Source organism: Burkholderia sp. BCC1993 (assembly GCF_905339865.1).
GTDB lineage: Bacteria > Pseudomonadota > Gammaproteobacteria > Burkholderiales > Burkholderiaceae > Burkholderia.
Genome location: NZ_CAJPGZ010000012.1, coordinates 1 through 12,567 on the forward strand (window position 1 = coordinate 1; position 12,567 = coordinate 12,567).

The 12,567-nt window shown below is 68.8% G+C and carries 13 protein-coding genes; 5 read left to right on the forward strand and 8 right to left on the reverse strand.

Annotated features, from left to right (window positions below; all coding sequences use genetic code 11):
* Positions 1-90 precede the first annotated feature (90 nt).
* On the reverse strand, positions 91-432 hold the full coding sequence (locus U4Y91_RS20680) for a hypothetical protein (protein WP_321806653.1): 342 nt from the start codon (positions 430-432) through the stop codon (positions 91-93).
* A gap of 353 nt (positions 433-785) precedes the next feature.
* Between U4Y91_RS20680 and U4Y91_RS20685 the strand changes: the two genes are divergently transcribed.
* Complete coding sequence (locus tag U4Y91_RS20685; RefSeq protein ID WP_321806654.1) at positions 786-1,559, forward strand: phytanoyl-CoA dioxygenase family protein; 774 nt, start codon at positions 786-788, stop codon at positions 1,557-1,559.
* Positions 1,560-1,716: 157 nt separating this feature from the next.
* Here the strand turns inward: U4Y91_RS20685 and U4Y91_RS20690 are convergent, their stop codons facing one another.
* Positions 1,717-1,923, reverse strand: a complete 207-nt coding sequence (locus tag U4Y91_RS20690; RefSeq protein WP_044847854.1) for a DUF3185 family protein — start codon at positions 1,921-1,923, stop codon at positions 1,717-1,719.
* Between the two features lie 184 nt (positions 1,924-2,107).
* Here U4Y91_RS20690 and mgrA point away from each other — a divergent pair, with 184 nt between their 5' ends.
* Positions 2,108-3,151, forward strand: coding sequence for an L-glyceraldehyde 3-phosphate reductase (gene mgrA / locus U4Y91_RS20695; protein ID WP_321806655.1), 1,044 nt, complete (start codon positions 2,108-2,110; stop codon positions 3,149-3,151).
* Positions 3,152-3,268: 117 nt separating this feature from the next.
* On the opposite strand, the gene U4Y91_RS20700 is transcribed toward mgrA, so the two are convergent.
* Together U4Y91_RS20700 and U4Y91_RS20705 are read right to left on the reverse strand one after the other, a co-directional pair.
* A complete protein-coding gene (locus tag U4Y91_RS20700) occupies positions 3,269-3,454 on the reverse strand; it encodes a hypothetical protein (protein WP_014895742.1) in 186 nt (61 codons plus the stop codon).
* A 308-nt stretch (positions 3,455-3,762) separates the two neighbouring features.
* Positions 3,763-4,644: a DMT family transporter gene (locus U4Y91_RS20705; RefSeq protein WP_321806656.1), complete on the reverse strand. Its 882-nt coding sequence runs from the start codon at positions 4,642-4,644 to the stop codon at positions 3,763-3,765.
* Between the two features lie 845 nt (positions 4,645-5,489).
* Between U4Y91_RS20705 and U4Y91_RS20710 the strand changes: the two genes are divergently transcribed.
* Entirely contained in the window at positions 5,490-5,702 is a 213-nt protein-coding gene (locus U4Y91_RS20710) for a hypothetical protein (RefSeq protein WP_011886311.1), read from the forward strand.
* Between the two features lie 49 nt (positions 5,703-5,751).
* On the forward strand, positions 5,752-6,783 hold the full coding sequence (locus tag U4Y91_RS20715; protein ID WP_321806657.1) for a serine/threonine protein kinase: 1,032 nt from the start codon (positions 5,752-5,754) through the stop codon (positions 6,781-6,783).
* Positions 6,784-6,862: 79 nt separating this feature from the next.
* On the opposite strand, the gene U4Y91_RS20720 is transcribed toward U4Y91_RS20715, so the two are convergent.
* Both U4Y91_RS20720 and U4Y91_RS20725 read right to left on the reverse strand, forming a co-directional pair.
* A complete protein-coding gene (locus U4Y91_RS20720; protein ID WP_321806658.1) occupies positions 6,863-8,305 on the reverse strand; it encodes a coniferyl aldehyde dehydrogenase in 1,443 nt (480 codons plus the stop codon).
* Positions 8,306-8,344: 39 nt separating this feature from the next.
* Entirely contained in the window at positions 8,345-8,809 is a 465-nt protein-coding gene (locus tag U4Y91_RS20725; RefSeq protein WP_321806659.1) for a hypothetical protein, read from the reverse strand.
* Between the two features lie 217 nt (positions 8,810-9,026).
* Between U4Y91_RS20725 and U4Y91_RS20730 the strand changes: the two genes are divergently transcribed.
* Positions 9,027-10,667, forward strand: a complete 1,641-nt coding sequence (locus tag U4Y91_RS20730; protein ID WP_321806660.1) for a GMC family oxidoreductase — start codon at positions 9,027-9,029, stop codon at positions 10,665-10,667.
* 53 nt (positions 10,668-10,720) lie between these two features.
* Here the strand turns inward: U4Y91_RS20730 and U4Y91_RS20735 are convergent, their stop codons facing one another.
* A complete protein-coding gene (locus tag U4Y91_RS20735; protein WP_321806661.1) occupies positions 10,721-12,073 on the reverse strand; it encodes a flagellar hook-length control protein FliK in 1,353 nt (450 codons plus the stop codon).
* A gap of 31 nt (positions 12,074-12,104) precedes the next feature.
* On the reverse strand, positions 12,105-12,563 hold the full coding sequence (gene fliJ, locus U4Y91_RS20740; RefSeq protein WP_321806662.1) for a flagellar export protein FliJ: 459 nt from the start codon (positions 12,561-12,563) through the stop codon (positions 12,105-12,107).
* Between the last annotated feature and the right edge of the window lie 4 nt (positions 12,564-12,567).

Consider the following 12,567-nt stretch of genomic DNA (forward strand, 5'->3'; position numbering starts at 1 on the left):
GCATGCCGGGGTTTTTTTATGCGTGCCGCGCGCCGGCGGGATGACGGCGCCCGCGACGATCGTGGCGGGCAGCGTGCCGCCGGCGCGGCTTCAGCGTGCGCCGAACCCGAACCAGCCGTTGCTGGCCGCGAGGCGGCGCGGGCGATTGACGCGGCGCTGCGGGCCCAGCGTGCGGCGCAGCGCGAGCGCGCGCAGCGACGACGGCTTCTGCAGCAGCGAGCGCAGGCCGGCGCGGCGGGCGAACGCCTGCGCGCTCATCATCGAGAAGAACGCGTGGAACCACGCGCGGATGCCGTCCAGCCGGCTGTGCGCGTGCGTGTGCCCGGCGAGCGCCTGCGTGCGCGCGCGGTGATGGCGCAGCGGGCGGGCGGGAGCGGACGGCACGACGCGCTTCGCAGCGCGGCTGAGACGGGAAGTCAGACGGAATGGCATGTGAACGATGCTTCGCTTGTATGGATGGCGCCCTTGAAGAGCGCACTGGTATGAACGGCCTCGGATGGCGCAACGGATCTTACCGAAAGTCGTTGCACGCCGCGCCCGCCAGAATTGACAGGCCGCGACAGGCTACCGGGGTTTCATGACGTGCAAAAGTCGCGATAAACCCTTGTGCCGCAAGCGTGTCGCCGCATACCGCCTGTCGCTGAGGCTCGCGCCGCGCCGCACAGTTCCCTTGCGCCAGATCAAATCGGCGATTGGCATGCCCCTGCGTACGACAATGGCGCTGTTCGCGGCATCCGGCGCCGATTTACAATCGTCACATTCACACAATAAATGTCTGGCATCCCATGTCGTCTTCATTGCAGTCGGAATCGATCCGCGCGCAAGTCGCGGAATTGCGCGAACGCGGCTTCGTCGTCGCGCGCGGCCTCGTCGGCGAGGCGCAGTGCGCGACGCTCAGGCAGATCGCGGCGCGCCAGTTGCAGGAAGCGGCGGAGCCGATCGAGTTCGAGGCCGATTTGCGCTACCCGGGCGCGCCCGAGTCGAAGCATGCGCCGGGCGGGCATACGGTGCGGCGGCTGCTGGATGCTTACACGCGCGATCCGGCGTTCGCCGAGCGCGCGATCGCGCCCGAAATCGGCGCGTGGATGCGCGAGTACTTCGGCGAGCAGCCGGTGCTGTCGCGCGCGCATCACAACTGCATGATGACGAAGCATCCGGCGTACGGCAGCCTGACGGGCTGGCATCGCGACTTCCGCTACTGGTCGTTCGAACGCGCGGACATGGTGTCGGTGTGGCTCGCGCTCGGGCCGGAAACGAATGAAAACGGCGCGCTCTGGCTGGTGCCGGGCTCGCACACGGCCGAATTCGGGCCGGAAGCGTTCGACGACGCGAAGTTCTTCCGCAGCGACCTGCCGGAAAACCGCAAGATGATCGACGCGGCAACCTGCCCGCCGCTCCAGACGGGCGACGTCGTGTTCTTCCATTGCAACACGCTGCATTCGGCGGGGCAGAACCGCTCCGACCAGGTGAAGTTCTCGCTCGTCTACACGTATCACGGCGTGAGCAACCGGCCGGTGCCGGGCACGCGTTCGGCGGCGAAGCCGGAAGTGCAGTTCTAGCAGCGGTTCGGGCGGCGCGGCAGCCGCGTCGATGGTTCGATGCGGCGCGGCGGCCGCATGAGCGGATGAAGAAACGGGCGGCCAGGCCGCCCGTTGCGTTTTGCGCGGCCCGCTAGCGCGAGGCGGGCACGTCGTCGTGCGTCGCGCGGCTGCGCGATCAGCGCTTGTTGGCCGGCATCGCGAGGCCGATCAGGCCGATCAGCATGGCGACGGCGCCGCCGGCGATCAGCAGGATCGTTTTCGTGGCGGGCGAGCCGGTGAAGAAGCGCGACACGTTGTCGTTGATCGAATGGAACGACTGGCCGCCGAAATACAGCAGCACGACGCCGCCGACGAGCAGCGCAACCGAGATGACCCGGGACATACCAACCTCGCTGTAACGGTGATTCGAGACGCCGCAGTGTAGGCGACGCGCGCAGCCGCGTCCATTGCCGTGCGCGCATCGGCCACGTTCGCTACCATAGCCGTCGTATGTTTCCTTCGCCGTCGGCGCGCGATGTTCGCGCGCGGCGCGCGTCTCTTCCCCGACGTCCTGACGGAACCGACTCATGGCCTACGAAGCAGCTTCCGAACGTTATGCCGACATGCAATACCGCACCTGCGGCAAATCCGGGCTCAAACTGCCCGCCCTGTCGCTCGGCCTGTGGCACAACTTCGGCGACTCGACGCCGATCGCGACGCAGCGCGAGATCCTGCGCACGGCGTTCGACCTCGGCATCAATCACTTCGACCTCGCGAACAACTACGGGCCGCCGTACGGCAGCGCCGAAACCAACTTCGGCCGGCTGCTGAAGGAAGATTTCCGGCCGTACCGCGACGAGCTGCTGATCTCGACGAAGGCCGGCTGGGACATGTGGCCGGGGCCGTACGGCAGCGGCGGCGGGTCGCGCAAGTACGTGCTCGCGAGCCTCGACCAGAGCCTGCAGCGCATGGGCCTCGACTACGTCGACATCTTCTATTCGCACCGCTTCGACGCGCACACGCCGCTCGAGGAAACCGCCGGCGCGCTCGCATCGGCCGTGCAGCAGGGCAAGGCGCTGTATATCGGCATCTCGTCGTACTCGGCCGCGAAGACGCGCGAGATGGCCGAACTGCTCGCGCAATACAAGGTGCCGCTGCTGATCCACCAGCCGTCGTACAACATGCTGAACCGCTGGATCGAGCAGGACCTGCTCGGCACGCTCGACGAGATCGGCACGGGCAGCATCGCGTTCACGCCGCTCGCGCAGGGGCTGCTGACGTCGAAATACCTGAACGGCGTGCCGGACGACGCACGCGTGAACAAGCCGGGCGGCGGCTCGCTGAAGCAGGCTCACCTGAGCGCGGACAACCTCGAGCACGTGCGCAAGCTCAACGGTATCGCCGAGCGGCGCGGGCAGAGCCTCGCGCAAATGGCGCTCGCGTGGGTGCTGCGCAATGGCCGCGTGACGTCCGCACTGATCGGCGCGAGCCGTGCGGAGCAGGTGCGTGAAAACGTCGGCGCGCTGAAGAATCTCGAATTCTCGGCCGACGAACTCGCGGAGATCGATCGCCATGCGATCGAGGGCGGCATCAATTTGTGGGAAAAGCCGTCCACCGATCAGGCGATCTGACCGGCAGCAACGACGGTCGATACGGGATGCGAACCATTGCATGCCGTATCGCCGCGCACGCACACGCCGTCACATCGCTGCAATGCAGCGACGTGACCGCCTCGCGCCAACGCGTCGCTAGAGGAGTGCAGGCAGGCCTTCGACGAGCAATACCGCAACGCCGACGCCAAGGATGACGCCGAGCACGCGCAGCAGGTTGTGGCGGAATTCGGTTGCGCACGGCACCGCGCCGAGAAATAGCGCTCCGGCCAGCGCCATCGGAATCAACAGGATGAAGTCGCCGATCGTGAAATAGGTCGTCATGCGTGTCTCCGTAGTCGGCCGGAACAGGCGCATGCGCGTCTTCCAGCCCCATGCCGGGCATTTCTCTTGTTGGGCCGACCGATTGCGCGATTGCGAGCGGGTCGGACAGTTCGAGTATAGGCAAGCTCGCCGCGTTTTTCGCTATCCGAACCATTAAAAGTATGCGGAAAACCCCGGGGATTCCGCATTTTTCCCGCGAATTGGACGAATGCCTTGCGCAAATCTTTCCCGTTCCTTTCGATTGGCGCGGAAACGTCGTACGTGTTCGCTACGGGCTGCCGCACCCGCGGGCGCGGCAGCCCGGCCGCTTACGTGCGATCGGGTTGCGCGCGAGCGACGGGCGTGCGGAACACGAGCGCGAGTCCCCCGACGATCGCCCCCATGCCGGCGAGCGCGAGCGGTTCGGGCCGGTTGCCGAGCCAGACCGCGTCCATCAGCGTGGTGACGACGGGCACGAGATAGAACAGGCTCGTCACGTTGACGAGATCGCCGCGCTGCATCAACCGGTAGAACAGCAACTGCGCGATCACCGAGATCACGATCCCGAGCCACAGCAGCGGCACGACGAACGCCCAGCCGATCTCGAGCGAGACCGGCCGGAACGGCAGGATCGCCATGCACAGCACGAGGCCGATCGCGTTCTGCAGCGGCAGCACGTCGGCAGGCGCCGCGCGCACGCGCTTTTGCAGCAGCGAGCCGGCGGTCAGCGCGACGAGCGCCGTGAGCGCGCAGGCGACGCCGATGGCCGGCAGGCCGGCACCGCCCACGCCGCGGCATACGACGAGCGCGAGACCGGCCAACGACAGCCCGAGCCCGGCGACGCGCATCCGTTGCCAGCGCCGCTCGACGATCGCGAGCGTGAGGATCGGCTGCACGCCGAGGATCGTCGCGAGCACGCCCGGCGCGATCCCGCGGTCGAGCGCGAGCAGGTAGAAGATCGAATAGCCGCCCATCATCAGCAGGCCGGTCAGCGCGGCCATGCGGCGCTCGCCGCGCGGCGGCAGCCAGCGTCCGCGCATGACAGCCAGCACGAGCAGCACGAGTGATGCGAGCGCGAATCGCGCGGTGAGAAAGACGAACGCGGATGCGTGATGCAGACCGAGTTCAGCGAAGATCGCGCCGCTGCTCCACAGCAGGACGAAGAGCGACGTCACGCCATGCGCGGCGAGCGCGCGTTTGAACGAAACCATGTGAATCCACCTGTCGAACGGATCGAAACGTTCCATGTCGCGCGTGCGGGAACGCGCCGTGCGTGATCACGCACGAACGGCCGCAAGCGGGCGAATGGAAAACGGAATACGAAAGCCGGCCGGTCAGCCGGCGCGTGCCGCCGGCGGGGGCGGCGCGGCGCCGACGAGCGGCGGTGCGACAGGAGGCGGGAGGACCGACGGATGCGCGCACGCCTGCGGCCGCGAGTCGAACTGCGGCCGGGATTTTGCGAGAGCGGACGTGAGCGGATGCATCGTGTCGAAATGCGCTTGAACGCGGATGAACGTCAAAGGTAACGCAAGGCGGCCATGCAGCGCAACCGCCGGCGCACCGGCATCGCCATACGCTATGGCGCCACGACACTACGACATCACGCCGTGCGCCGCACGTCGAATGTCGCACGCCGCATGCCAGTAACTGCGCGAGCCGCATTCGAGGTAGGGGGACGGGCATTGCGGCGCGAGGTCGCGGGCGTAGTTCCGTTCGGTGCGCTCACGCGAAGTCTCCTCACGACCGGGCAAAGGCCAGACGATACGCCTGTCGTGCGATTCGCGTGCGCGCCGCGCGTGTGGCCGGATTCGGCGGGCAGTCACATTCGACAGGGTATGATGGGGGTATCCGCCCGTGCAAGCGCACGCGCGGCGCAGTGGTTGATTGGAGACATTCGACGAATTCGCGGCACTTCGCCTGCTTCTTCTTCTTTTCGCGCTTCGATAAACCGTGAACAATGGGATCACGCGCAACACCCCGACGAGGGCGGCGCGGATCGTGCATTTGCCGGCTCGCCAGCGAGCCGGGTTTCAAGTTTCAAGAGTGGGGAACCATCATGCATGTCGGGTCGATTGTCTGCACTACCCATATCGCAGTGCCGAAGGGCGCGCGCGGCATCGTTCAGCGCGTTCTGGGCGACATGGCCATGGTGACCTGGTACGCGGGCGTGCCGGGCGAGTCGAAGGAACTCAACACCGAGCCGTTCTTTCTCGAGGACCTGATCGACACCGGCGAATCCGTGCTGCCGGCCGGCGCCGCGATCCACTGAGCGCGCGTGCCGCACCGGGCGCTCGTGTTTCGGCGCGGCTGACGGCACAATGCGGGGCATGAAAGACGACACTTCCGCCCCCGCAGCTCCCGCCGGCCCGCCGTTCGCCGGCCTCACGCCCGAGTGCGTGCTCGACGCGCTCGACAGCGTGCTGATGCCGGCCGGGCTGCGCACCGACGGGCGCCTGCTCGCCCTCAACAGCTACGAAAATCGCGTCTACCAGGTCGGCATCGAAGACGGCCCGCCGGTCGTCGCGAAGTTCTACCGGCCCGCGCGCTGGTCGGACGACGCGATCCTGGAAGAACACGCGTTCGTCGCCGAGCTCGCCGCGCGCGAGATTCCGGCGGTGCCCGCGCGCGTTTTCGACGGCCGCACGCTGCACGCGTTCGACGGCTTCCGCTTCTCGATCTTCGAGCGTCGCGGCGGCCGCGCGCCCGATCTCGACCGCAGCGACACGCTCGAATGGCTCGGCCGCTTCATCGGCCGGATTCACGCGGTCGGCGCGACCCAGCCGTATGTCGCGCGTCCGGTGCTCGACATCCGCACGTTCGGCTACGAGCCGCGCGACTACCTGCTCGCGCACGATTTTCTTCCCGACGATGTCCGGCCCGCCTACGAGACGGCGGTGACCCTCGCGCTCGAAGGCGTCGAGGCCGCGTTCGAGCGTGCGGGCGAGATTCGCCTGTTGCGCACGCACGGCGACTGCCATCCGAGCAACGTGCTGTGGACCGACGCAGGCCCGCATTTCGTCGACTTCGACGATAGCCGGATGGCGCCCGCCGTCCAGGATCTGTGGCTGCTGCTGCCGGGCGATCGCGAAGGCGCGTCGCGCGCGCTCGCGGACCTGCTCGCCGGTTATGAGGACTTCTGCGAATTCGAGCCGCGCGAGCTGCATCTGGTCGAAGCGCTGCGCACGCTGCGCTTGATCCACTACGCGGCCTGGCTGGCGCGCCGCTGGGACGATCCGGCGTTTCCGGCCGCGTTCCCGTGGTTCAACACGCATCGCTACTGGGAAGCACGCGTGCTCGAGCTGCGCGAGCAGATCGGCGCGATGCAGGAAGGGCCGCTCTGGCCCGTCTGACATGCGACGGCGCGCGCGGCAGCGTCGCCGCGCGGCGTTCTCGGGCGGGCCGGCGCGCGTGGCACGCGGCCCGCATCGCTCAGAACTTCAGCATCATCCTGATGACCGCCGCGAAGCGCTTGCCGTAAGGCGGTGCGATCAGCCCGCGGGTATTCAGGCGCGCCTGCGTGAGCACGGGCTTCATCTTCGAGAACGTCACGAAGCCGTCGTAGCCGTGATACGCGCCCATCCCGCTCGCGCCGACGCCGCCGAACGGCAAGTTGCCGCACGCGATGTGCAGCAGCGCGTCGTTCACCGTCACGCCGCCCGAGATCGTTTCGCGCATCACGCGGTCGACCGTGCCGCCATCCTCGTCGAACAGGTACAGCGCGAGCGGCCGCGGCCGCGCGTTCACGTACGCGATCGCCTCGTCGAGCCGCTCGTACGGCACGAGCGGCAGCAACGGTCCGAAGATTTCCTCCTGCATCAGCTGCGATGCGGCCGGCACGTGCGTGACCGCGCACGGCACGAAGCGGCGTGACGCGGGATCGGACTGCGCGTCCGACAGCGGATGCAATTGCGCGCCTGCCGCCTGCGCGTCGGTCGCCAGTTGCTGCAGCCGGGCGTAATGGCGCGTCGACACGATCGTCGTGTAGTCGCCGTTGGTCGACAGGTCCGGATACAGCTTCGCGAAGCGCGCCCGTGCCCGCTCGATGAACGCGGCTTCCATCCCGCGCGGCAGCAACACGTAGTCGGGCGCGATGCAGGTCTGGCCCGCGTTCAGCGTCTTGCCGCCGATGATCGCGTCGACGGCCGCATCGAAGCGCGCATTCGGACCGACGATCGCCGGCGACTTGCCGCCGAGTTCGAGCGTGACCGGTGTGAGGTTGTCGGCCGCGGCACGCATCACATGGCGGCCGACGTGCGTCGACCCGGTGAACAGCAGGTGATCGAACGGCAGCGCGCTGAATGCGGCGCCGATCTCCGCATCGCCGTTCACGACCGCGACGTGGTCGCGCGAGAAGGTCTTCGCGATCAGTTGCTCGAACAGCGCCGACGTGCGCGGCGTCAGTTCGGACATCTTGATGATCGCGCGGTTGCCGGCCGCGAGCGCGCAGATCAGCGGCCCGGCCGCGAGCAGGATCGGATAGTTCCACGGCACGACGATGCCGACCACGCCGAGCGGCTGCGGCAGCACCTTCGCGCGCGCCGGCCGCAGCCACTTGTTCATCGGCTTGCGGATGGGCTTCATCCAGCGCTTGCCGTGCCTGAGCGCATCGTCGATCTCTTCCTTCGCCATCCAGATTTCCGACAGCAGCACTTCCTGCTTCGCGCGATGCCCGAAGTCGGCGCTGATCGCATCGGCGAGCGCATCCGCGTGATCGATCAGCATCGTGCGCAGCGCGCGCAGGTGCTGCGCGCGGGCGTCCCACTCCGGATACGGCGCGCGCAGGTAGGCCGCGCGCTGGTCGCGCAGCAGCGACGTCAGCGCATCGACCGACGGCACCGTTTGCGGGGCCAGTTCGGGCAGGTCGTTCTTCATGTCGTCTACTCCAGTTGGGCGTGGCACGTCGGCCAGCAGTCAGGCCGCACGTACCCGCTCGGCGAGCGTGGTGGGGCGGGTCGGGATGGCGCGCGTCGCGCGGCACGGGGCCGGCTGCGATGCACGGTCGAAAACAGGGTGCGGCGTGCGGCAAGCGTCGTATCCGCGCGACGGTATTCGTGTTCGAAAACGGGATTGCCCGGGATGCGTGTACGGCTCGATGTGACTTCTGAATGGTGCGCGATCGCGAATTGCCGATGCTTGCCGGCGCACCGAAGCGGCATCGCGCGATGCGCGCGACGACGCATGCATCGGCACGTCGAGCCGCGCATGCGACGAGCCGTTCAAACGGTCGGCGATACGCGGCGTCGTTCGATTTCGACCGGCCGCGCGCACGGTGTTGCACGTCACCGTCAGGGCATCCGTTTGAAATGAAATGCGGGCCGCGCGCGGTGTGTCCGGACAACCCGGTCGGCACGCGGCCTGCAGAACGTCGCGCTGCATCGTCGTCTCCCCAGTTTCGCGACGGCGCGGCTTCTGGCGGCCGCTGCATCGCGTCGAATTCATCGATACATCTTAAATTTAGTTCACGCGGGCGTTTAGAGGAATCGCTCTTGAATCGTCGTGCCGCGCGCGCGACGGCCATTCCTACAATGCCCGAACATTACAAGCGGGAGCCGGGCCGCGCCGGGCGCCGTTCATGACACGAAGGAGACGTGACATGCAATACGACTACATCATCGTCGGCGGAGGATCGGGCGGGTCGAGCCTCGCGAGCCGCCTCGCCGATGCATGCCCGGACGCGACGATCGCGTTGATCGAGGCCGGTTCGCACACGGCGCGCAACCTGCTCGTCAACATGCCGGTGGGGATCGCGGCGCTCGTGCCGTTCAAGCTCGGCACGAACTACGGTTACGAAACGGTGCCGCAGCCGGGCCTCGGCGGCCGCCGAGGCTACCAGCCGCGCGGCCGCGGGATGGGCGGCTCGAGCGCGATCAACGCGATGATCTACACGCGCGGCCATCCGGGCGACTACGACGAGTGGGCACAACTCGGCGCGACGGGCTGGGGCTGGCAGGACGTGCTGCCGTATTTCCGCCGCGCGGAAGGCAACGCGCGCGGCGCCGACGCCTGGCACGGCGCGGACGGGCCGCTGACGGTGTCCGATCTGCGCTTTCGCAATCCGTTCTCCGAACGATTCATCCAGGCCGCGCACGCGGCCGGTTATCCGCTCAACGACGACTTCAACGGCGCGACGCAGGAAGGCGTCGGCTTCTATCAGGTCACGCATCGCGACGGCTCGCGCTGCAGCGTTGCACGTGCGTACATCTACGACCGCGACCGGCCGAACCTGCATGTGATTACCGATGCGACGGTGCTGCGCGTGGGCTTCGACGGCAGGCGCGCGGTCGGTGTGGTGGTGTCGCGCGACGGACGCGTCGAGACGCTCGGCGCGCGCGCGGAAGTGATCCTGTCGGCCGGCGCGTTCAATTCGCCGCAACTGCTGATGTGCTCGGGGATCGGGCCGGCGGAACAACTGCGCCGGCACGGGATCGCGGTCGTGCAGGACGCGCCGGATGTCGGCGCCAACCTGATCGACCATATCGACTTCATCATCAACACGCGCGTGAATTCGTCGGAGCTGGTCGGCATCTGCCTGCGCGGGATCGCGAAGATGACGCCGGCGCTCGCACGCTACTTCTCGAGCCGCACGGGGATGATGACGAGCAACGTCGCGGAGGCCGGCGGCTTCATCAAGAGCGATCCGTCGCTCGATCGTCCGGACCTGCAGCTGCATTTCTGCACGGCGCTCGTCGACGATCACAACCGCAAGATGCACTGGGGCTTCGGTTATTCGCTGCACGTGTGCGCGCTGCGCCCGTTCAGCCGCGGCACGGTCGCGCTCGCGAGCGGCGATGCGCGCGACGCGCCGCTGATCGATCCGCGTTTCTTCAGCGATACGCGCGATCTCGATCTGCTCGTGCGCGGTGCGCAGGCGATGCGCCGGATCCTGTCGCAGGCGCCGCTCGCGTCGCAGGGCGGGCGCGAGCTGTACACGCGCTCGGGCCAGAGCGAAGCCGAGCTGCGCGCGACGATCGTCGCGCACGCCGACACGATCTATCACCCGGTCGGCACCTGCCGGATGGGCTCGGATGCGCGCGCGGTCGTGGATCCGCAACTGCGCGTGCGGGGTGTCGAAGGGCTGCGGGTGGTGGACGCGTCGGTGATGCCGACGCTGATCGGCGGGAACACGAATGCGCCGTCGGTGATGATCGGCGAACGCGCGGCGGACTTCATCGTCGCGGCGCGCCGGGGCGGCGTGCCGCGCAGCGAGGCGGCCGCGGCGGCGCACGGCCGCTGAGCGGCGCGCACCGGCACATACCGGCACATACCGGCACGCGAGCGACGCGATGCTCAGGCGAACGTATCGACGAGGCCCGCGCGGCTCACGGTGGCGGCGGCCGATGCGGATTGCGCGGCGTCGACCGGTGCGTCGACGGCTGACGATCCGGCGCGCGCGCGCGGCGACGACCGGCCGCCGGCGAAGCTTTGCTGCGGGTTCTGCTGCTGCGACGCGAAGCCGCCGTCGCTGACGGTCGCGCTGCCCAGGCCGAGCCCGCCCGCTTCCATCGCCTCGCGCAGCTTCGGCAGCGCGGCTTCCACCGCGTCACGCACCTGCGCGTGCTGCGAGACGAACAGTGCATGCGCGTGGTTGTCCGCGACGCGCAGCACGACCTGCAGCGGGCCGAGGTCCGGCGGGTTCAGCGTCAGCTCGGCGCTCTGCTGGTGCGCATTCGACAGGAACACGACCTTCTGGCTCAGCGCATCCGTCCAGTCGGCGGTGCCGACGTGCGGCGCGAGCACATGCGGGTTGGCCGCGGCGATCGTGCTTGCGGCAGGCGATGCCTGGAGGTTCGCCTGTGCGGCTGCCGCAGCCGTGGCGGCGGCAGCGACCGTTGCGTCGGCAGCCGGACTGGCGGTTTCCTCGGCGGCCGCGAATGCGTGCTGCGCGGCGGGTTGGGCCGTTGCGCCGCCCTGCAGCGCCGGTGCGGCGGCCTGCGTGAGGGGCTGCTGCGTCGCGGGCGCGCCTTTCGCGTCGGCGAGCGCGCGGTCGAAGGTCGGGACCTTCGGCGTCAGCGGGGCGGTGGCCGAGGCCGACGTCGTCGCTGCCGGTGCGGCCGCTGCCGCGCCCGTCGCGGGCATCGCGATCGCACCCGCACCGCCGGTCAGCTTCGCCAGCGCGGCCTGCAGCGCGTCGCGACCCGACGCGGGGGCAGCCGGCTCGGCGGCCGCATCCTTGCCGGCATGATTCGTCAGCGCGGCCGTGGCGTCGGGCTGGCCGGACACGGCCGTCGTCTGCGTGGCGGCGGCGGTGCTGTCGGCATCGGCCGGCGCCGCGTCGTTCGTGCGAGCCAGCAGTTGCGCCTGCACGGCGGCGGCCGCTGCGAGCGCGGCGGCGTCGGGATTGGGCGTCGCGTTCGCGTCGTCGGTCGACTTGTCGTCGCCCGTGCCGGACGGCTTCGTGCCGGCGGCCGGCGTCGCCGACGCCTGTTTCGTCGTGGCGTCCGGCTTGCCGGCATTCGCCGCGTCGTGCCGCGTGCCGACGCTTTGCTTCAGCGTCTGCGCGAACGGCACGGCGGCCGGGCTGGTGGCGGCATCGTTGCCGGCGATTTTGCTGGCGGCGGCCGACGAACCCGCGTCGCGGACGGCCTTGAGTGCGGTGCCGGCGGTGTCGAGCAGCGCGCCGAGCAGGGGCAGGGGAGGCATGACGATTCTCTCGTTCGAAAGCGGTGAGCGGCTACGCCGAGCGGGCGGCGTCGGCCCGCATGCGCAGGATCTTCGCGGCGTGTTCGTCGGCGTCGCGCTGTTCGCGCTTCGCGGTACGCTGCGCTTCCTGCGCGACCCCGCGCGCCTGCAGGATTTCGTATGAGCCGACGGTGCGTTTCTTCTGTTGCCAGTTCGGGCGCGCCTCGTCGATGCGGCGTTCGGCTGCGGCCAGCACGTTGCGCTGCTGCGCGATCGCCGCGTCGAGCGTATCGATGAACGCCTGGAAATTGCGCCAGTTGCCGGCCGGCATCCCGTGTTGCGCGGACTGCGCGAAGCGCGCGTGGTATTCGTCGCGATAGCGCAGCAGCGCATCGAGTTGCTCGACGGCCGCGGTGCGGTCGCGCTGCGCGGTGCCGAGCTGCTTCGCGGCCGTGTCGAGATCTTCCTGCGCGCGGTCGAGCAGCAGTTGAAGGGGAAAGCCGTGTGCCATCGGG

What these genes read in the sequence shown, in the direction of transcription:
- U4Y91_RS20680 (WP_321806653.1), bottom strand. Translation starts at nt 432, where the DNA reads ATGCCATTCCGTCTGACTTCCCGTCTCAGCCGCGCTGCGAAGCGCGTC.
- U4Y91_RS20685 (WP_321806654.1), top strand. Translation starts at nt 786, where the DNA reads ATGTCGTCTTCATTGCAGTCGGAATCGATCCGCGCGCAAGTCGCGGAA.
- U4Y91_RS20690 (WP_044847854.1), bottom strand. Translation starts at nt 1,923, where the DNA reads ATGTCCCGGGTCATCTCGGTTGCGCTGCTCGTCGGCGGCGTCGTGCTG.
- mgrA (WP_321806655.1), top strand. Translation starts at nt 2,108, where the DNA reads ATGGCCTACGAAGCAGCTTCCGAACGTTATGCCGACATGCAATACCGC.
- U4Y91_RS20700 (WP_014895742.1), bottom strand. Translation starts at nt 3,454, where the DNA reads ATGACGACCTATTTCACGATCGGCGACTTCATCCTGTTGATTCCGATG.
- U4Y91_RS20705 (WP_321806656.1), bottom strand. Translation starts at nt 4,644, where the DNA reads ATGGTTTCGTTCAAACGCGCGCTCGCCGCGCATGGCGTGACGTCGCTC.
- U4Y91_RS20710 (WP_011886311.1), top strand. Translation starts at nt 5,490, where the DNA reads ATGCATGTCGGGTCGATTGTCTGCACTACCCATATCGCAGTGCCGAAG.
- U4Y91_RS20715 (WP_321806657.1), top strand. Translation starts at nt 5,752, where the DNA reads ATGCGGGGCATGAAAGACGACACTTCCGCCCCCGCAGCTCCCGCCGGC.
- U4Y91_RS20720 (WP_321806658.1), bottom strand. Translation starts at nt 8,305, where the DNA reads ATGAAGAACGACCTGCCCGAACTGGCCCCGCAAACGGTGCCGTCGGTC.
- U4Y91_RS20725 (WP_321806659.1), bottom strand. Translation starts at nt 8,809, where the DNA reads ATGCAGCGCGACGTTCTGCAGGCCGCGTGCCGACCGGGTTGTCCGGAC.
- U4Y91_RS20730 (WP_321806660.1), top strand. Translation starts at nt 9,027, where the DNA reads ATGCAATACGACTACATCATCGTCGGCGGAGGATCGGGCGGGTCGAGC.
- U4Y91_RS20735 (WP_321806661.1), bottom strand. Translation starts at nt 12,073, where the DNA reads ATGCCTCCCCTGCCCCTGCTCGGCGCGCTGCTCGACACCGCCGGCACC.
- fliJ (WP_321806662.1), bottom strand. Translation starts at nt 12,563, where the DNA reads ATGGCACACGGCTTTCCCCTTCAACTGCTGCTCGACCGCGCGCAGGAA.